The organism is Kitasatospora sp. NPDC059408 (assembly GCF_042751525.1).
Taxonomy (GTDB): domain Bacteria; phylum Actinomycetota; class Actinomycetes; order Streptomycetales; family Streptomycetaceae; genus Kitasatospora.
The window spans coordinates 65,545-83,959 of the sequence record NZ_JBHYWI010000012.1 but is presented as its reverse complement, the minus strand read 5'-3'; the positions used below and the strand labels follow the sequence as shown (position 1 = coordinate 83,959).

Here is an 18,415-nt window from a genome sequence, read left to right as displayed (position 1 = left end):
GGACCGCGTGGACACCGAAGTCATCGAACCCGCCGAAGAGTTCGCCCTGCCCCGGTCGCGGGCGGCGAACGAGAAGCTGCACGCCCTGATCCCCGGGGGCGCGCACACCTACGCCAAGGGCGACGACCAGTACCCCGAGCACCTCGCCCCGGTGATCAGCCACGGCCGCGGCGCCCACGTGTGGGACGTCGACGGCAACCGCTACGTCGAGTACGGCTCCGGCCTGCGCTCGGTCAGCCTCGGCCACGCCCACCCGCGCGTACTGGAGGCGGTCCGGCGGGAACTGGACCGCGGCAGCAACTTCGTCCGCCCGTCCGTCGTGGAGGCCCAGGCCGCGGAACGCTTCCTGGAGACCGTGCCGACCGCCGAGATGGTCAAGTTCGCGAAGAACGGCTCCGACGTCACCACCGCGGCGGTGCGGCTCGCCCGTGCCGTCACCGGGCGCCCGCGGGTGGCCATCTGCGGCGACCACCCGTTCTTCTCCGTCGACGACTGGTTCATCGGCACCACGCCGATGTCCGCCGGGATCCCGGCGGCGATCACCGACCTCACCGTGGCGTTCCCCTACGGCGACCTGGCCGCGACGGAGGAACTGCTCACCCGGTACCGGGGCGAGGTCGCCTGCCTGGTCCTCGAACCCGCCGGACACGCCGAGCCGCCGCCCGGGTACCTCGCCGGCCTGCGCGAACTGGCCGACCGGCACGGCTGCGTGCTGGTCTTCGACGAGATGATCACCGGCTTCCGCTGGTCCGAGGCGGGCGCCCAGGGCCTCTACGGCGTCGTGCCCGACCTCTCCACCTTCGGCAAGGCTCTGGGCAACGGCTTCGCCGTCTCCGCGCTCGCCGGGCGGCGGGACCTGATGGAGTGGGGCGGGCTGCGCCACACCGGCGACCGGGTGTTCCTGCTGTCCACCACGCACGGCGCGGAGACGCACTCGCTCGCCGCCGCGATGGCCGTCCAGACCACCTACGTCGAGGAGGGCGTCACAGCCCGGCTGCACGCCCTCGGCGAGCGGCTGGCCGGCGGGGTCCGCGAGGCCGCCGCGGGCATGGGCGTCGGCGACCACGTCGTCGTCCGGGGCCGGGCCAGCAACCTGGTCTTCGCCACCCTCGACGAGAACCGGGAGCCCTCGCAGCAGTACCGCACCCTGTTCCTGCGCCAACTCCTCGCGGGGGGCGTCCTGGCCCCCTCGTTCGTGGTGAGCAGCGCGCTCGGCGACGCCGACATCGACCGCACCGTGGCCGTGGTGGCCGGGGCCTGTGCCGTCTACCGCAAGGCACTCGACACCGGCGACCCCACCCCCTGGATGGGCGGGCGGCCGGTGAAACCCGTCTTCCGCCGCCTGGTGTGACACGGCGTCACGGACGGCTCCGGCGGAGCTGGTCGGCTGTTCGGTCGACCAGCCACGCCGTCGCCGGCACCACCGCCAGTGCGGTGCACCAGCCGCCGAGGACGTCGGTCGGGTAGTGCGCGCCCAGCGCGACCTGCGCCCACCCCATGACGGCGCCCGCGACCAGCGCCGCGGCGAACACGAACAGGGTGCCGGCCGCCCTGCGGGTCGCCACCATCGCCACCGCGAGGGCGAGCGACGTGGCGAAGGCGGTGTGCCCGCTCGGGTAGGACAGGTTGTCGCCGTGGATGGTGCGCCCCGCCAGGTGTTTGAGCAGCGTCGCCGTTCCCACGGCCGCACCGACGCCGACAATGACGAACACAGCCGCGCGCGGACGCCGGAGCAGCAGGCAGCCCGCCACGACCGGCACGACCAGGGCCGCGGCTCCGACCGGCTCGCCCAGCGAATCCATGGCCAGGGCGACGGACCGCCACGGCGGCTCCACCCCGTACAACGCCCCCGCGATGCGCGCGTCCACCCCGCCGGGCTCGCTCGCGCCGGCGTAGCGGACGCCGAGCGCGGCGACCACCAGCGCCGCGAGGACCGCCACGATCGCGACGGCGGCGGAGCGCCGGTGCCCCGGCAGGAGGCGCGGTTCAGTCATCGGTCCCGCAGTTCTCCTCGTCCCGGAGGTCGGCGAGGCGCGGATCGTCCAGGAGCTGCCTCAACTCCGCGCGGGGAAGGCCCAGATGGCCCGCCGCATGGCGCTCGGCACCGGCCCAGCAGAACGCCGCGCGGATCTCCTCCTCCCAGCCCTCCGGATCCCGCTCCCGTCGTGCGGCGAGCTCCGCGACGCGCGCGTCCCGGACCGCGAGCGCTTCGTCGACGAGCTGCTCACGCACGTCCGGGCGCTCGCGCACGGTCTTCGCGGCCCACCAGTAGGGCCGGTCCTCCTCGGGCCGCACGTCCTCGTACACGGCGGCCAGTCCCAGCAGTTCGATCGGATTGTCCGCCCAGAAGGTGAACCCGTCCTTCTCGGCGAGCCAGGCGTCCAGCCCCTCCTCGTCCTCCTCGTCGGCGAGCTTCACCGTCAGGTGGTACCCCTGACGGCGAAGGAGCTGGAGGCATGTCTCCCAGACATTGGCGTGACTTCCCAGTGAGGCCATGCGGCCACACTAGCGAGCCCGTGGCCGACGCTGGGCGACTCCGTCCGAAGCGGCCTCCGGCGCCTGGCCCGGCGCCGGCCGCCGAGCCGCCCCGGCCGGGCCTTCCGTCAGACGGGGACGTTCTTGATGACCGCCCCGGTCAGCGGCGAGAGCCGGTCGGACAGTGCGCCGAAGTCCGCGGTCCGGCCGTCGGACCACTGGGCCATGCCGACGAGCATCCCGTTCCCGTAGGACGCGAAGTTCTGCACGAGGCCGCTGTCGGCCGGCAGTTGGCGCAGGCCCGAGTCCTTGGGCGGGACCTGGACGGCGACCTGGTACGACGCGGGGTCGGAGGCCAGCACGTTGATGAGGTGCACGCACTCCATCGGGTCCTTCATGGTGAACAGCGCCAGGTCGTACTGGTTGCCGTCGGCGTCCTTGTACAGCGCCAGGTCGACGCCTACACAGCCGTGCCCCTGCGTGATCAGCCCGGCGAGGGTCGGCGCCACGGTGTCGGCGCCGGTGCAGCTCGGGTTCGCCACCTTCGCCACCAACGTGTACCCCTGCACCTGCGCCGGGAAGACGGACAGCGGGATCGCCGAAGCCGGAGCACCGGCCGACGCCGTCGCCGCGTGCGCCGAGGGGGCGGACGCGGTCGTCGCGGCCGGCGCGGGGGCGGGCGCGGCGGCCGGTGCCCGGTCCGACGGCCGGAGCACGTACGCCGTCGCGCCGGCGGCCACCAGGAGGGCGGCGGCCGCGGGAAGGACCAGCCGCCGCGAGCGCCGCGGCTTCGTCTGCCGGGCCTGCCGCGCCCGTTCGGCGGCACTCGGCTCCCGCACCGCGTTTTTCTTCTCGAACTCCCGGACGAACTCGTCCCACAGGTCGTCACCGGATTCACGCTTAGTCACAGCGCCAGACCTTAGTGATCACCGCCGACGCTGGGAAGTCGGGCGCCCGGCGCCGGTGCCGCAGCGGCACCGGGCAGAGGAAACGTCACCGAACCGTGATGGTCGGGGGACGGGATCCCAGGTTCTCGAACATCCTTAATGTCCGTCTTCGGAATGACGGATTTCGGGCGGTTCGGCCGCGTTTCCCGTACCGGACGTGACGGCGGATCAGGATTTCGCCGGGCCGCGGACATGCTTTGACGTACCGGATTTCCTGTCGATAACGTCCACTTGATCTTCACTTTACCGGCTCGGGGGCGCTGGTTCGTCGCCCGGGTGCGTCTTCTTCCGGGAGTCCCTGTGCGTACCGTCCGCAGACCGGCCCGGCCCCGTGGCGGGGCCCCGGCCGGGCCCTCGGCGGCAGCGCCGGGCCGGTGTTCGGTGAACTTCCTCCTCCGCGCGGCCACGTCGCGCCGCGTCGAACGAATCCTCCTCCTCCCCCCGCAGAACTTCCGGCCCGTCGATGCGTGACCGCGGCCGGCCAGGCGGCACTCCGGTGCCCGAAACACGAAGAGAGATGACGAAGCTCCCATGAGGATGTCACCGACATCACGGGCCCGATCACGGCTCGCGGCCGGGTTCGTGGCCGGCAGCCTGCTGACCGGGCTGCTGACGATTCCGGCCGTGGCGGCCGACACGCCGCCGGCCACCGCCGCCAACCCGGACCGGCTGAAGGCCGTCGCGGCCTGGCAGGCCGGCGGACCGGCCGTACGGCACGCGGCCGAGATCGCACTGACCGGTGGTGGCGACGACCTGACGGCGTTCGTGACCAAGGGCCAGGCGGTCGCGGCCGACCAGGACCAGAAGGCACAGATCGAGGCACTCGTCGCGGCCTCCGGCCCCGGCGTGCGCGAGGCCGGGCAGGCCGCGCTGAAGGGCTCGGCCGCCGACCTGAAGAAGTTCCTCGACCAGGGCGCCAAGAAGGCCTTCGAGGACGACCAGCGGGTCCGGCTGTCGCAGATCATGGCGGCCGGCGGGCCGGGTGTGAAGGCCGCGGCAGCCAAGGCCATGGACGGCACGCTGACCGACGTCAACCAGTTCCTCAACGAGGGCCAGTTCAAGGCGCGGGACGACGACGACCGCGTCCACCTGTCGCAGTTGATGGCCTCGGGCGGGCCGGAGGTGAAGAAGGCCGCCAACACCGCCCTCAACGGATCGATGGACGACGTCCAGCAGTTCCTGCAGTACGGCTACCAGACGGCGGCCGCGCACGACCAGGAGACCCTGACCGTCTCCCAGCTGGCCGACCTGACGAAGAACGCCTCCGCCCAGGCCGGACAGCAGGCCCGGACGGCCGTGGACGCGGCGGGCAAGGCGCTGGACGCCACCAGGCTGGCCAAGGAGGCCTCCGAGAAGGCCGCCGCCGAGACCAAGGCCGCGCAGGGTGCGGCCGGGCAGGCGTCCAACGCCGCCGGCCGCGCGGCGGACGCCGCGAGCCGCGCCGCCGCTGCCGCCCAGACCGCCTCGAAGGCGGCGAAGGCCGCCAACGAGGCCTCCCGGCAGGCCGCCAGCGCCGCCGCCGACGCCGCGTCGGCCGCGACGAAGGCCGGCAACGCCGCCACCAGGGCGCTGGCCGCCGCCGCCAACGCGGCGAGCGATGCCGGGCAGGCGGACGCGGCCCGCGCGGCCGCCGTCACCGCCCGCAACGCCGCCGGTGACGCCCGCACCGCGGGCGAGGCCAGTGCGTGGGCCGGCCGGGCCGCGGCGCAGGCGGGAGTCGCGGCGCAGGCCGCGGCGTCGGCCGGAGAGAACGCCTCCGCGGCCGCCCAGGCCGCCGCCGAGGCCGCCGAGTACTCCGGGGTGTCCGCCGACGACGCCGCCCGGGCCCGCCTCGCGGCGGCCCGCGCCCAGAGCGCCGCCGCCGAGGCCAAGCGTGCCGCCAACGCCACCGTCGCCATCGCCAACGAGGCCGCCGTCGCGGCCGGGGACGCCCAGCGCGCCGCCAACGAGGCCGCCGCCCACGCCGAAGCCGCGGCCGCCGCGGCGGAGGAGGCGGCCAGGCACGCCGGTGAGGCGGCCACCGCCGCCAACGTCGCGCAGGCGGCCGCCACCGCGGCCGACGCCGCCGCCAACTCGGCCGCGAACTCGGCCGCGCAGGCCCACAAGGTCACCAACATCGCCCGCGCCACCGACAAGGAGCGCCTCGACGCCCAGCAGGCCGCCGAGATGGCCGCCGCCGACGAGGCCTCGCGCGACGCGGACCAGAAGGCGAAGACGGCGGCCTGGGAGTCCGGCAAGGCGACGCAGTTCGCCGCGGGCACCGACCAGCTGATCAAGGACGCCCAGGCACCGGGCACCGACGCCAAGACCGCCCTGCTCAAGGGCCGTCAGGCCGCGCTGCGGCTGCTGGACTCGGCCGGCCCGTGGACGAAGGCCGCCGCCCAGAGCGCTCTGGAGGGCGACGACTACGCCGTCCAGGCCTTCCTGGCCACCGACCTGACGGTGGCCCGGGACCGCGACGACCGCACCAGCGTCATGGCGATCGCCAAGACGCCCGGCAAGCTGGAGAAGCGCCTCGCCGCAGAGGCCGCCTCGGTGGGTACGCCGGACCAGGTCCGGGCGTTCCTGGCGACCGGGCAGTACCCGGGCAAGGACGACGACGACCGCGTCCAGCTGTCCCAGATCATGGCCGCCGGCGGACCGGGCGTGAAGGCCGCGGCGGGCAAGGCCCTGGACGGCACGATCGACGACGTCCGGGCCTTCCTGGCCACCGGTCAGTTCAAGGCCCGCGACGACGACAACCGCGTCCTGGTGACCCAGGCCCTGGCCGGCGGAGGCCAGGAGGTCAAGGCGGCCGCCCAGGCCGTCCTGTCCGGCCCCGCCGACCGCCTCGTCCCGTTCCTGCAGACCGGCCTGCCCAAGGCCCAGCAGCGCGACGCGATGACCGCGGCCCACGTGGCCACCGTCGCGTCCTACCTGGCCACCATCGACGGCTCGGTCGCCCAGGCCCGCCAGTACGCGGCGCAGGCCGCCCAGGCCTCCGCCACCGCCCGCGGCGCCGCCAACGAGGCCGCGGGCTACGCCAACCAGGCCAGCCAGTCCGCCCAGTCCGCCCAGGGCTTCGCCAACCAGGCCGCCCAGTCCGCGCAGGCCGCCCAGGCCTCCGCGGCGCAGGCCGCCCAGTACGCCCAGCAGGCCCAGGCGTCCGCCGCCTCCGCCGGTGTCGCGGCCGACCGCGCCGTCGCCTCGGCCGCCGAGGCCACCGGTTACGCGGCCCAGGCGAGCCAGTTCGCGGCCGACGCCAAGACCGCGTCCGACCAGGCGAAGGCCTCGGCCGCCGCCGCTGCCAAGAGCAGGGACGACGCGTACGCGGCCGCCAGGGAGGCCGCGCAGCTGATCATGTCGAAGCAGCAGGCCGACGCGGCCGGCGGAAAGCTGCAGAGCGACACGGCCGTCGTCGACGACAACGGCCGCGTCTCCTACATCGAGTCCGTGCCCCGCGGGGACCTCCAGAAGGAGGTCGTCAAGAGCAACGAAGCACGCTGCGGCAAGGGACAGACGGGAACCCTCGCGGACCTGTGGACCGATGAGAACTTCTACACGAACGCCGCCGGAGTCAGGGTCTGCGACGTCACGTACACCATCAGGGTCACCGGCACCATCGACTACATCCTGAAGACCTGCCCCGAAGCGGGCCTGTCGATCGCCGCCTGCATGGGGAAGTACAGCGTCTGGGACACCCTCCTCGTCGGCAGCGACCAGCTGAACAAGTCGGAGATCACCACCACCGTCGCCATGACGCAGAAGGACTTCGACAAGATCAACGTCACCTGCCAGCGGGGCGTCTGCGGATCACCGACCGTCAACGCCTTCACCCTCTTCGCGGGCGACTTCATCGCGTGCTTCAAGGACCCGGGATTCAACTCCCACTGTGCCTGGGCCGCGTCCAACTTCATCCCCTTCGGCACCCTCGCCAAGGGCGCGAAGGGCATCGTCGCGTTCCGCTTCGCCCTCGAAACCGGCGTCGGGATCGAGGACGCCAAGCTCGCCCTCCAGGCGACGCTCAACGGCTACAGCGACGCGATCACCAGCAAACTGCTCCGCGCCGCCGACGCCGTGTCCGCCTTCCGCAACACCTTCAAGAACGGCGTCGGCACCAAGGAGGCCCTTGAGGCGCTGAGCAAGACCCCCGACATCGACCCGGCCCTCGTCCGCCAGCTGAACGACGAGTACAAGTCCGTGCAGTACGTCTACGAGACGTGCGAGGTCAACAGCTTCCCCGCGGGCACCCGCGTCCTGCTGGCCGACGGCTCGTACCGGGCCATCAGCGAGATCCGGACCGGTGACCGGGTGCTCACGGCCGACCCGGCGGTCGGGGGACTGCACCCGCAGCCGGTGACCGCCACCTACGCCCACACCACGCGGCGCCTGGTGGACATGGCCCTCGCGGACGGCAGCACGCTCTCCACCACGGCCGGTCACCGCTTCTACACCGAGCAGGCCGGCTGGACCCTCGCCTCGGCCCTGCGCCCGGGAGACCGCCTGCGGGCCTCGGACAATGCCCCGCAGACCGTCACCGGCATCACCGACCGGACCGGGCAGGCACCGGAAGCCGTCTACGACCTGACGGTCGACGGACCGCACACCTTCTTCGTGCGCACCGGTGGCGGCCAGGAGCCCGACCTGCTCGTCCACAACTGCCTCTACCTGCTCAACGACGAGGCGAAGGACCCGGGGCTGCACACCATCAAGGACCATGTCGCCGGGGGCCCCTACACGAACAACCTCGGGACGGTCAGCGGCACCGACGCGATCCGCGCGCAGCTCAAGGCCGAGACCGACGGATACACCGGGGTGTTCAAGGACCTCGCCACCGCGGAAGAAGCGCTCAAGCAGGCGTGGCTGACGGACGGGGCGAAGCAGTACGGGCAGGCCAAGCGACTCGGCAAGAGCGAGTTCAAGTTCACCGCGGACGTGTCCGTCCTCGATGCCAACGGCGACAAGCTGACCTCCCTCGGCGAGGTCTACCAGCGGGGAGGCAACGGCGTGACCACCCCCTCCAGCACGAAGGTCGAGGTCCGGGTCAAGATCGACTACACCGAAGGCCCGACCAAGCACCCCAAGGGCTGGTACGTGACCTCCATCTTCCCGCTCCCGCGCAGGGGCGTCTGATGACGGAACGGTACGGCGGCGCGGCCGACTTCGGCTTCTCCCTCCTGGCCGAGGCGTTCCACGCACACTGGCGCAGCGAGGGCGAGGACGTCGAGGTCCTGGCGGACTACCTCGCCCGCAACCCTTCCTGGGTCGCCGAGTCGGTCCTCGTGGACGCCCTGCGGCTGGAGTCCGCCGACCTGCCCGCGTGGCAGATCGAGGCCCTCTGGTCGATGGGCACCCATCCCTTCCACGACCTCCGCAGGGAGGGCCACGACGGCCGTGACTGGCTCGGATTGATCGTCCGGCTCGGCCGGGAGCGGCTCGCCGCCGAGGGCGGCGCCAGCGACGAGCGCGTGCCGCCCAGTCCCTACGGGCACGCGGCGGGAGCCGTCCTGGACGAGATCCTGCTGGTCTCCGCCGGGATCACCGAGGGGGCGATGCATGCGCCCGGAGGGTACGTCCCCGGCATCGTGCCCGCCCTCGACGAGGTCGCGGCGCGGGTCTGCCCCGACCTGGCGTTCCGCCTCCTGCTGCGCGCGCTCGCCAAGGTCGGCCCCGTGGTCGCGCGGGAGCAGTACGACCGGTACGTGGCCCTCGGGCGGCAATTCGAGTACGGCGAGCTCCTGGTGGAGGGCCATGCACACCTGATGTCCTGACACCACACGACGACGGCGCGCAGCCGGTGTACGACGCACCGGCTGCGCGCCGTCGCGCTGCCCCTGCCCTGATCCCCCTGGGCCCAAGTGCCCGAGGCCCGAGCGCGCTGTCGGCCGGCGGCGCGTGGGCACCCCTTAAGGCTCAGTGATTGCGTTTAAGGGGTGCCTCGGCGTCGAGCGGAGCTCCGCCCGGTCCGGACGCCGCCCTCAGGACACCGTGGTGAGCTCCCGGGTGGGCTGGGTCTGCTCGTAGGCGTGACCGACGCGCAGGAGCGTGCGCTCCCCGAGGGGCCGGCCGAGCAGTTGCAGGCCGATCGGCAGGCCCTCGGTGTCCTGGCCGGCCGGGACGGTCAGGGCGGGCACCCCGGTGATGTTGGCGGGGGCGGAGAGGCGCACGTAGGCGTCGGAGACGCTCTCGACCGTGCCGTCGGACCAGGTGACCGTCTCCTGGCCGGCCCGCACCGCGGTCGTCGGGACCGTCGGGGCGGCGATCACGTCGACCGTCTCCAGCAGGCCGGCCCATTCCTCCCGCATCATGGTCCGGGCGCGCTGGGCCCGCAGGTAGTCCCCGGCGCTCATCAACTCGCCGGCCTCCAGCAGGATGCGGACGTCCGCCCCGTACAACTCCGGTGCGGTGCGCAGGGTGCGCTCGTGGTAGGCGGCGGCCTCCGGCACCATCAGGCCCCACTGGGTGGCCTGGATGTAGCGGGTCATCGGGATGTCGACCTCGACGAGCCGTGCGCCGAGGTCCTCCAGGTGCTCGACGGCGTGCCGGACGGCGGTCTCCACCTGCGGGTCGACGTGGTCGAAGTAGTAGGTGCGCGGCACGCCGACGCGCAGGCCCGTCAGGTCCGTGCCCGTGCCGGGCCGGTAATCCTCGGCGGGCAGGGACAGCGAGGCGGGGTCGCGCGGGTCGTGCCCGGCGAGGGCGGTCAGGACCAGGGCCGCGTCCCCGACGGTGCGGGTGATCGGGCCGACGTGGTCCAGCGACCAGGACAGGGACGTGACGCCGTGGCGGGGAACGAGACCGTAGGTCGGCTTGAGGCCGACGACCCCGTTGAGCGCGGCGGGCACCCGGATCGACCCGCCGGTGTCGGTCCCCAGGGCGAAGGTCGCCGCGCCCGACGCGACGGCGACGGCGGACCCGCCGCTGGAGCCGCCGGCGACCCGGCCGTGGTCCCGGGCGTTGCGGGTCTGCGGGGTGGTCAGGCCGAACGCGAACTCGTGCGTGTGGGTCTTGCCGACCAGCACCGCGCCGGCCCCCGTCAACCGGGCGGCGACCGTGCTGTCGGCCGGCGCGCGATGGTCGGTGCGGACCCGGGAGCTGGCCGTGGTGGCCATGCCCGCGACGTCGATCAGGTCCTTGAGCCCCATGGGGATGCCGTGCAACGGCCCCCGGTAGCGGCCTTGCGCCGCTTCGCGCTCGGCCTCGCGCGCCGCCCGGCGAGCCTGCTCCGCTGCGACCGTGACGTAGGCGCCGAGGTCGGGCTCCACCTGCTCGATGCGGTCGAGGACCGAGTCCACCAGCTCGACGGGGGACAGCCGGCGGGACCGGATGGCGTCCGCGGCGGCGGTGAGGGAGAGCTCATACGGCTGCATCGGGCCGCCCTCCTTCCGCGCGGTAGGCGCCTGCCGGCGGGGTGTCCCCGAAGTCCAGCTCCCGGAGGGTCGCGACGACGGAGTGGATGTGGTTCGCGGTGGCCGCGACCGCGGCGTGACGATCGGCGGGCAGCGGCAGCCCGGCACGGTCGGCCCAGCGGGCCGCCTCCGGTGGTGTGAGTTCGGCTGCGGGCATGGCGGACGCTCCTCCTGGCCGGTGGGGCGGCGAAGCGCTCCCACATCAAAAGCTAATGTTTTGCGTTAGTGACTGTAGACCCTCCCGCCGCCTTAAAGCAAACGCGTTGCGTTTGCCGGACGGAGTCCGACGCCCCGAGGCGCGGGTGCCCTGGGGCCTGGAGAGGGAAGCGCCGGCGTACCGCCTTCCGGGGGACGGGAAGCGTCGGAGAAGGGCCGTTCGAGCGAGGTCCCACGTCTTCGCGCATCCGGACGGTGAGACTGGCAGCGCTGGAAGCCGGGGGGAGCTCACCGTTCAGGTTCACCGTTCAGAAGGAGACGAGTCCTGTGAAGAACTTCCGAAGGGCGCTGGCCACCGGCGCCGCCGTGGTGGCCCTGTGCATCGGATTCCCGGCCAACGCCCACGCCACGGACGGGACGTTCACCTACATCAGCGACAACCAGGAGCACTCCCTGGACAACCCGGGCAACGGCCGGTGCTATGAGCTCGGCGGCGACGTCACCGAGCTGTACAACGACACCGACGCGGAGGCGACCGTGTTCGGCGACGCCGGCTGCCAGGACGCGGTCGACACCGTCGGCCCGGGTGGTGCCAGCGCCGGAGGCGGCGTCGGCTCGGTCCGTTTCACCGCGGCCCGGTAGCCGACGCCGCCCGCGTCGTGGTGCATGATGGCCATGATCACTGGGGGGGTGTCATGGCGCTGTTCCCGCCGAAGTGCCCGGTCGGGCCGGACGAGCGGGTCTGGATCGAGGAGTCCATGGCCTGGCTGGCGGCCGAGTTCGGGCGCGGGGTGCTGGAGCGTGCTCCGGTGCTGCCGACCGCCGAGTTCTTCCCGGGGCCGTACGCGGGCTCCGACGCCGACATCCGGGGCCTGATCGCCCAGCTCTGCGGGTACCTGGACGTGGCGCCCAACCGGCTGACGATCGAGATCGAGCCGGACGACGGCGAGGGCGCCATGGTCGCCGGCCTCGGGCTCGCTCACAGGTCGCGCTCGGCCGCCGGGCACTACCGGCGCGAGAACGGGCGGCCGGTGATCGCCGTCGCGCAGCGCCAGGCCGCCCGTCCGGTCGCCCTGGTCGCCACCATCGCGCACGAGCTGGGGCACGTCCGCCTCCTCGACGAGCGGCGCGTCTCCACCGAACGGCGCGACCACGAGCCGCTCACCGACCTGCTGACGGTGCACTTCGGCCTCGGCGTCTTCACGGCCAACTCCGCGTTCGACTTCCGGCAGGGCAAGCAGGGCTGGTCGTCCTCGCGGCTCGGCTACCTGAGCGAGCGGATGCTCGGCTACGCCCTGGCCTGCTACGCCTACCGGCGCGGTGAGAGCAAGCCCGCCTGGGCCCGGCATCTGGACACCAACCCGCGGGCCTACCTCAAGCAGGGCCTCCGCTACCTGCAGCGGAATCCGCCGCGCGTGTGATCGAGGGGGATCACGCCTCCGCGGTCGCCCGGGCGGTGCTGTCCCGCAGGACCAGCAGCAGCATCTGCTCGTACGCGGTGAGGGGCCGGGCCAGCGTCGAGCCGGCCGTCACGGTCCGGTGTCCGGGCGCCGGGTGGATCCGCAGTTCGGCCAGGACGCCGTGCCGGAGCTCCAGTCGGACGGACCGGCGCGCCACCAGCCCGACCCCGAGGCCGATCCGTACGGCCTCCTTGATGCCGTCGGTGCCCCAGAGCTCCAGCGTCCGGGCGCCGGACAGTTCCCAGGCGTGCAGGAGGTCCGTCAGCTGACGGCGGGTGTCCGAGCCGGCCTCGCGCAGCAGGAACGTTTCGTCCGCCAGGTCGGTGGGCGTGACGTTCCGTCCGGCCAGCGGATGACCGGCCGGGCAGGCGAGCAGCATGTCGTCGTCGGCGAGGCGCTCCGACCGGTAGCGCCCGGGAGGCAGCGGGCCGCCGCTCAGCGCGACGCCGATCCGGCCCTCCTCCAGCGCGGTCGCCAGCCGGTCGGCGCCGTCGACGACGAGGCCGAAGCGCACCTCGGGCGCCCGGTGCCGCAGTTCGAGCAGGACGGACGGCAGGAAGTGCGCGGCGACGGTGCTCGTGCTGCCGATCACCAGCGGGTCCTCCAGCAGGAGTGCCGCGGCCTGGACCGCCGCGACGGCCTGGTCGGCGAGCGCGAGCACCTCCTTGGACTGCGCGAGCAGGACCTCACCGGCCAGCGTCGGGCGGATCTTCGGGCCGGACCGGTCGACCAGCTGGGTGCGCAGGGCTATTTCCAGGTTCTGTACCTGTTTCGAGACGGACGACTGGCTCAGGAACAGGACCTGGCTCGCCGCCGAGAAGCCGCCGCATTCGATGACCTTGGCGAACACCGCCAGTTGATTGAGGTTCAGTCGCACATGGCCTCGCTCGCGTCCGGACGGAAAGGGGGGACACCAGGCCGGTGCGGCGCCCTGGGGTACCGACCGGTACGGCAATCTACCGCCTCCCGGGCCCCGCGCCACAGTGGCCTTCCGCACATGGTTCGCACATGCTGACGGATTGTCGAACAAGCGTCGGGAATGGCGCTCCGGTGCGGCGTCCCGGCGCGCTCGGGGTAAAGGATGAGCAAAGTCGCGGGACGGATCCCCGGGTTCGGCCTCTTTCCACGGTGACCGGCCCGCAAGCGGCCGGTGGTTCCCGGGAGGTTCCGCGGTGCGGTCGCCGCCGAACCGTCCGCCCGGTGACGGTGAACGGAATCCCGGCGCGATGAGGAAGCCGATGTCATCTTCGAGGAAGAAACGCGAACCCGGAACGGCGGTTTACGGAATACCCGGGGCGACCAGACTTCCGCGGTGGTTCGCCACCCTGCTCGTGATCGTGGCCGTGCTGTTCACGGGTACGGCCCTGGCGGTTCCGATCGTGCGATCGGCAGGCTCGTACCGCACCGCCGCGCGGGCGGACCCGTCCCCGGTCGCGGTGGCGACCCTGCAGACGGCGTCCGGGCCGCTGACACCGCTCGACCGGGACTTCGTCAAACGGGTCCGGCTGGCCGGGCTGTGGGAGATCCCCGCAGGCCGGATGGCCGTCGCCAAGGGCGGCACGCCCGAGGTCAGGACCGCGGGACAGCACCTGATCGACGGGCACACGGATCTGGACCGGGCCGTGGTGGACGTCGCGAGGACCCTCGGCCTGGGCCTGCCCGACGAGCCCTCCGACCAGCAGAAGGCGTGGCTGAAACAGCTGGACGACGCCCAGGGGCCCGATTTCGACCGGCTGTTCGCGAACATCGTGCGCAACGCCCACGGCCAGGTCTTCGCGGTGGTCGCCCAGGTGCGCGCCGGGACCCAGAATTCCACCGTCCGCGATCTCGCGACCACGGCGAATTCCACCGTGCTCGACCACATGACGGTCCTGGAGAACACCGGGCTGGTGAAATTCGGCGACCTTTCCGGACCGCCGTCCGGCACGTCCGCTCCGAGTCAGGGCCCGAGCCAGGGCCCGAGCCCGGCGCCGAGTTCCGGGCCGGCGACGCAGCACTAGAAACCCTGCCCGGACACCGCGGCAGCACAACGCTTTCCACGGCCTGCCAGGCAGGCCCGATCCCGTTTCGAGGATGCGACATGAGGATTCACAAACGCGGCAAGGCCAGGCGGAAGGCGTTCGCCCTCCTGCTGGCCGGGATATTGGCGGTCACCGGCGCTTCGGCGCTCGCGGCGGCCGCGTTCGCCGGGCAGCGGCCGTCGCGGTCGCAGGGGGCCGCTGCCCAGCAGGCCGGGGCCCGGCCGGGCACGGTCGCCTGCGCGGACGTCGGCACGGCCCTGGCCTCGGTGCCGGAGAGCGCGCAGCAGGACGTCGACCAGGACCTCGCCGACCTCGACGTCCAGGTGGCGGACGCGTACCGCAGCCTCGCCGAGCCGGGCTCCGGCGGCGGTGAGCAGCAGGTCATGGGCGAGCTGGCCGGGAAGCGGACGGCGACCCTGCGCAAGCTCGTCGCGAGCGCGGGCCCGGACTCCGGCCTGCCCGAGGACGTCTCCGGACTGGCGACCTGCGCGATCCGGCGCGACCTGGTGGTCGATTCCTCCGCACAGGACTACGCCCCCGACGGCGGGAGCGGCGACGGCGGGCAGAACGGCGCGGCCGGACAGAACGGCGTCACCGGACAGAACGGAGCGGCCGGGCAGAACGGCGCGGCCGGGCCGAGGAACCTGTCGAGCGGCGGACGGTCCGCCCTGGGGCGCGGTTTCGTCGACATCAGGACCGTCACCCCGAACACCGCCAGGCCCACCCGCACCGGGCCGGCCACCGGCACCTTCACCTCGGAGTGCGGGCTCAACGAGAACCGCCACCTCAACCCCGACAACGTGATCGTGGCGCCCGGGGTCAGCAACGGCGCCCACCACATGCACGACTACGTCGGGAACCTCGTCACGGACGCGTTCTCCACCAACGGCAGGCTCGCCAACGCCGGCACCACCTGCTCCAACGGGGACCAGTCGGCCTACTACTGGCCGGTGCTGCGGGTCCTCGACGGTCAGGCGGAGAAGGACGCGAGGGCGCCGGGCGGCGGGAAGGACCGCAACGTCGGACGCATCCTCCAGCCCGCCGAGGTCGGGATCACCTACGACTCCGCCGCCGGGAACAGGGTCCAGCCGATGACCCGCTTCCTGCGGATCATCACCGGCGACGCCAAGGCGCTCACCAACGGCCCGGCCAACGCCCACGCCTCGTGGAGCTGCACCGGCTTCGAGGACCGCCAGCTCGCCGACAAGTACCCGATCTGCCCGGACGGCAGCCGGGTCGTCCGGACCCTGAAGTTCCCCGACTGCTGGGACGGCCGGAACACCGACAGCGCCAACCACCGCACCCACACCGCCTTTTCGCGGGCGGACGGCAGCTGCCCGCGGAACTTCCGGGCGATCCCCCGGCTGACCCAGCGCATCGCCTACGACGTGCCGACCGGCGTGCGCTTCGCCGTCGACACCTTCCCCGAGCAGCTCCACAACCCGATCACGGACCACGGGGACTTCATCAACGTGATGTCCCGGGACCTGCTGGACCAGATGGCGACCTGCATCAACGAGGGGCGTCGCTGCGGATGACCCACACCAGCCCGGAGGGCTCAGCAATGTCGACGGAGGACGGCCGCCTGGCCTGGCACTCGGCCGCCGGACCGGCGCCGGTGGGCCGGCCGCGCCGGGCGGGGCACGCGGGCCGCTCGGGCCACGCGAGCCGCACGGGCCGCGCCGACCGGACGCGCCAGGCGCGCCGCGCCGCCGTCGGGGAGCGGACGCCGGACGGGACCGCCGAAGGCCGGCCCGAGCCCGGTGGCCCGGTCACACACCGGGCGTGGCGGTTCCTCCCGCTGCTGGCGGCGGGGCTCGGGCTGACGGCCGTGATGGTGAACGGCGCGCTGCAGGCGTTCCTCGGCGTGGCCGCCGGGGTCATCACCCTGGTGTCCTTCACCTCCGCCGTCCTGTGGGGGCTCACGGCGACGGACCGGCTGCTGCTGTACCCGGTCCACCGGCTGGCCGCCCAGACGATCCACCGGGCGATGGGCGTCGCCGGAGTGGTATTCCTCGTCCTGCACGTGTGGATGAACCTGATCCAGGACCGGATCGGCGCGCTCGCGGCCTTCGTCCCGTTCGCCGACCCGCACCGGCCGGTGGTCCTGGGCCTGGGGGCCCTGGCCGGCTACCTGCTCCTGGCCGTCGCCCTCGCCGGGGCCGCCCGCGGGCTGCTGGCCAGGACCGGTGCGGCGCGCCGGTGGCGGATCGTCCACATGTGCGCCTACCCGGCGTGGGGCGCCGCGCTCTACCACGGGCTGCACGCGGGCCGGCTGCCCGCCTCGTGGGTCTCCGTCCTCTACGGCGTGGCCGTGGTCGGCGTGATCATCGCCCTCGGGCTGCGGCTGGTCTTCCGGGACGGCGGCAACAAGCGCAGGCCCGGCGCACCCGTCCGTCCGCTCGGTCCCCTCCGTCCGGGCGGCCCCGGCCGGACGGAGGGGGCGGCGGGCCGACCGCAGGGCGGCGCCGGCGCCGGACGGCGGTGGCGGGACGGATGAGCGGCGCACCGATCGCCTGGCTCGGCCGGCCGGTCCTGTTCGCGGGCCTGGAGCGGGACGAGCGCCTGGACCACCGCGCCCACCTGGTCGTCCACGGCGGGATGCCCGCGCTGCCGGCCGACGAGCTGGCCGACCTCGCCGAGAACGTCGACCTGCGCGGACGGGGCGGGGCCGGCTTCCCGTTCGCCCGCAAGCTCCGGGCCGTCGTCAAGGCCGCCGCCCGCCGCCGCACGCGTCCGGTCGTGGTCGTCAACGGCACGGAAGGAGAACCGAGTTGCCTGAAGGACGCCGCGCTCCTGCTGCGCACGCCGCACCTCGTCCTGGACGGGGCGCTGCTGGCGGCAGAGGCCCTGGACGCGGAGCAGGTGACGGTCGGCGTCACCCGGGCCGACACCGAGCAGTCGCTGCGCAGGGCGCTGGCCGAGCGGCGGACCACCCGGCTGCCGGTCTCCGTCGCCCGGCTCCCCGAGCGGTTCGTCTCGGGCGAGGGGAGCGCGCTGGCCCGCGGCATCACCAGCGGGATCGCCCTCCCGCGCGGCGGCGGCGTCCGGACCAGCGACAGCGGGGTCAGGGGAGTGCCGACCCTGCTGTCGAACGCCGAGACCTACGCGCAGCTCGCGGTCGCGGCCCGCCTCGGGGCGCTGCCGTACCGCGAGGTCGGCACGCCGTCGGAGCCCGGGACGGTCCTGCTGACCCTCGCCGGCTCGCGGGTGGTGGAGACGCCCACCGGCGTCCCGCTCGGCGAGCTGCTCGCGATGTTCGGCCTGGACGTCGGGCAGGGCGTCCTGACCGGCGGTTACCACGGCACGTGGCTGACCCCGGTGGCCGCCGCCGCGGCCGAGGTGTCGCGCGAGTCGCTCCGGAGCCTCGGCGGGGCCCTGGGCGCCGGCGCGATCCTGCCGCTGCCGCACACGACGTGCCCGCTGGGCGAGGCGCTCCGGGTCGCCCGCTGGCTGGCCGATGAGACGGCCGGCCAGTGCGGGCCGTGCTACCTCGGGCTGCCCGCGCTGGTCAGAGCACTGGAGGAGGTGGTGCGGGGCGGCCGGGCCGCCCTGGACGCGGTCGAGACCCGGATGCGGGCGGTCACCGGACGGGGGGCGTGCAGTCACCCCGACGCCGCCTCCCGGTTCGTGGCCTCGGCCCTGGAGGTCTTCGACGAGGACCTCCAACTGCACACACACCGGTACGGCTGCGGCCGCCCCGTCCAGGGTGTGCTCCCGATGCCGGCCGTGGAGAGCGCCGGAAGCATCGTCGTGGACTGGACGCTCTGCGAGGCCCACGGGCTGTGCACGAGCGTCCTGCCCGAGGTCATCAGCCTGGAGGCGGACGGATTCCCCGCCGCCGGCGTGATGCCCGTCCCGCCGCAGTTGCTGCAGCAGGCGGCCAGGGCGGTCGACCGGTGTCCCGCGCTGGCGCTGCGGATCCAGTGAGCCGCCGCCTGGCCCGAGGCCCGCGTGCGCCTCCGCCA

The 18,415-nt window shown here is 73.6% G+C and carries 15 protein-coding genes; 9 read left to right on the top strand and 6 right to left on the bottom strand.

Features of this window, described 5'->3' with window-relative positions; all coding sequences use genetic code 11:
- Positions 1-7: 7 nt before the first annotated feature.
- Positions 8-1,351 carry a glutamate-1-semialdehyde 2,1-aminomutase gene (locus ACFXDE_RS11035; protein WP_380493011.1) on the top strand — a complete coding sequence of 448 codons (1,344 nt, stop codon included), beginning with the start codon at positions 8-10 and terminating at the stop codon, positions 1,349-1,351.
- Between the two features lie 7 nt (positions 1,352-1,358).
- Here ACFXDE_RS11035 and ACFXDE_RS11030 read toward each other — a convergent pair whose 3' ends face one another.
- From ACFXDE_RS11030 to ACFXDE_RS11020, 3 genes are all read right to left on the bottom strand, one after another.
- Entirely contained in the window at positions 1,359-1,994 is a 636-nt protein-coding gene (locus ACFXDE_RS11030) for a phosphatase PAP2 family protein (RefSeq protein WP_380493009.1), read from the bottom strand.
- Positions 1,987-2,418 (bottom strand): hypothetical protein, encoded by a 432-nt coding sequence (locus ACFXDE_RS11025; RefSeq protein WP_380493007.1) that lies wholly within the window; start codon positions 2,416-2,418, stop codon positions 1,987-1,989. Before ACFXDE_RS11025 ends, ACFXDE_RS11030 begins: the two co-directional genes overlap by 8 nt.
- A 185-nt stretch (positions 2,419-2,603) precedes the next feature.
- Positions 2,604-3,383, bottom strand: coding sequence for a hypothetical protein (locus ACFXDE_RS11020; RefSeq protein ID WP_380493005.1), 780 nt, complete (start codon positions 3,381-3,383; stop codon positions 2,604-2,606).
- 570 nt (positions 3,384-3,953) lie between these two features.
- Here ACFXDE_RS11020 and ACFXDE_RS11015 point away from each other — a divergent pair.
- On the top strand, positions 3,954-8,534 hold the full coding sequence (locus ACFXDE_RS11015; protein WP_380493003.1) for a polymorphic toxin-type HINT domain-containing protein: 4,581 nt from the start codon (positions 3,954-3,956) through the stop codon (positions 8,532-8,534).
- Positions 8,534-9,172, top strand: coding sequence for a hypothetical protein (locus ACFXDE_RS11010; protein WP_380493001.1), 639 nt, complete (start codon positions 8,534-8,536; stop codon positions 9,170-9,172). Before ACFXDE_RS11015 ends, ACFXDE_RS11010 begins: the two co-directional genes overlap by 1 nt.
- A gap of 207 nt (positions 9,173-9,379) precedes the next feature.
- Here ACFXDE_RS11010 and ACFXDE_RS11005 read toward each other — a convergent pair whose 3' ends face one another.
- Together ACFXDE_RS11005 and ACFXDE_RS11000 are read right to left on the bottom strand one after the other, a co-directional pair.
- Entirely contained in the window at positions 9,380-10,771 is a 1,392-nt protein-coding gene (locus ACFXDE_RS11005) for an amidase (RefSeq protein ID WP_380493000.1), read from the bottom strand.
- On the bottom strand, positions 10,758-10,967 hold the full coding sequence (locus tag ACFXDE_RS11000; protein ID WP_380437759.1) for a hypothetical protein: 210 nt from the start codon (positions 10,965-10,967) through the stop codon (positions 10,758-10,760). Before ACFXDE_RS11000 ends, ACFXDE_RS11005 begins: the two co-directional genes overlap by 14 nt.
- Positions 10,968-11,293: 326 nt before the next feature.
- Between ACFXDE_RS11000 and ACFXDE_RS10995 the strand changes: the two genes are divergently transcribed.
- Together ACFXDE_RS10995 and ACFXDE_RS10990 are read left to right on the top strand one after the other, a co-directional pair.
- Positions 11,294-11,608, top strand: a complete 315-nt coding sequence (locus ACFXDE_RS10995) for a hypothetical protein (RefSeq protein ID WP_380492999.1) — start codon at positions 11,294-11,296, stop codon at positions 11,606-11,608.
- Positions 11,609-11,661: 53 nt separating this feature from the next.
- A complete protein-coding gene (locus ACFXDE_RS10990) occupies positions 11,662-12,387 on the top strand; it encodes a hypothetical protein (protein WP_380492998.1) in 726 nt (241 codons plus the stop codon).
- Between the two features lie 10 nt (positions 12,388-12,397).
- On the opposite strand, the gene ACFXDE_RS10985 is transcribed toward ACFXDE_RS10990, so the two are convergent.
- Positions 12,398-13,303: a LysR family transcriptional regulator gene (locus ACFXDE_RS10985; protein WP_380492996.1), complete on the bottom strand. Its 906-nt coding sequence runs from the start codon at positions 13,301-13,303 to the stop codon at positions 12,398-12,400.
- A gap of 502 nt (positions 13,304-13,805) precedes the next feature.
- On the opposite strand from ACFXDE_RS10985, the gene ACFXDE_RS10980 reads away from it, so the two are divergent.
- From ACFXDE_RS10980 to ACFXDE_RS10965, 4 genes are all read left to right on the top strand, one after another.
- Positions 13,806-14,426, top strand: a complete 621-nt coding sequence (locus ACFXDE_RS10980; protein ID WP_380492994.1) for a DUF4142 domain-containing protein — start codon at positions 13,806-13,808, stop codon at positions 14,424-14,426.
- 80 nt (positions 14,427-14,506) lie between these two features.
- Complete coding sequence (locus ACFXDE_RS10975; protein ID WP_380492992.1) at positions 14,507-15,985, top strand: DUF1996 domain-containing protein; 1,479 nt, start codon at positions 14,507-14,509, stop codon at positions 15,983-15,985.
- Positions 15,982-16,947 (top strand): hypothetical protein, encoded by a 966-nt coding sequence (locus tag ACFXDE_RS10970; protein WP_380492990.1) that lies wholly within the window; start codon positions 15,982-15,984, stop codon positions 16,945-16,947. Before ACFXDE_RS10975 ends, ACFXDE_RS10970 begins: the two co-directional genes overlap by 4 nt.
- The gene (locus tag ACFXDE_RS10965) at positions 16,944-18,377 is read left to right on the top strand and encodes an NADH-ubiquinone oxidoreductase-F iron-sulfur binding region domain-containing protein (protein ID WP_380492988.1); all 1,434 of its coding nucleotides are present in this window, start codon (positions 16,944-16,946) and stop codon (positions 18,375-18,377) included. Before ACFXDE_RS10970 ends, ACFXDE_RS10965 begins: the two co-directional genes overlap by 4 nt.
- Positions 18,378-18,415 lie beyond the last annotated feature (38 nt).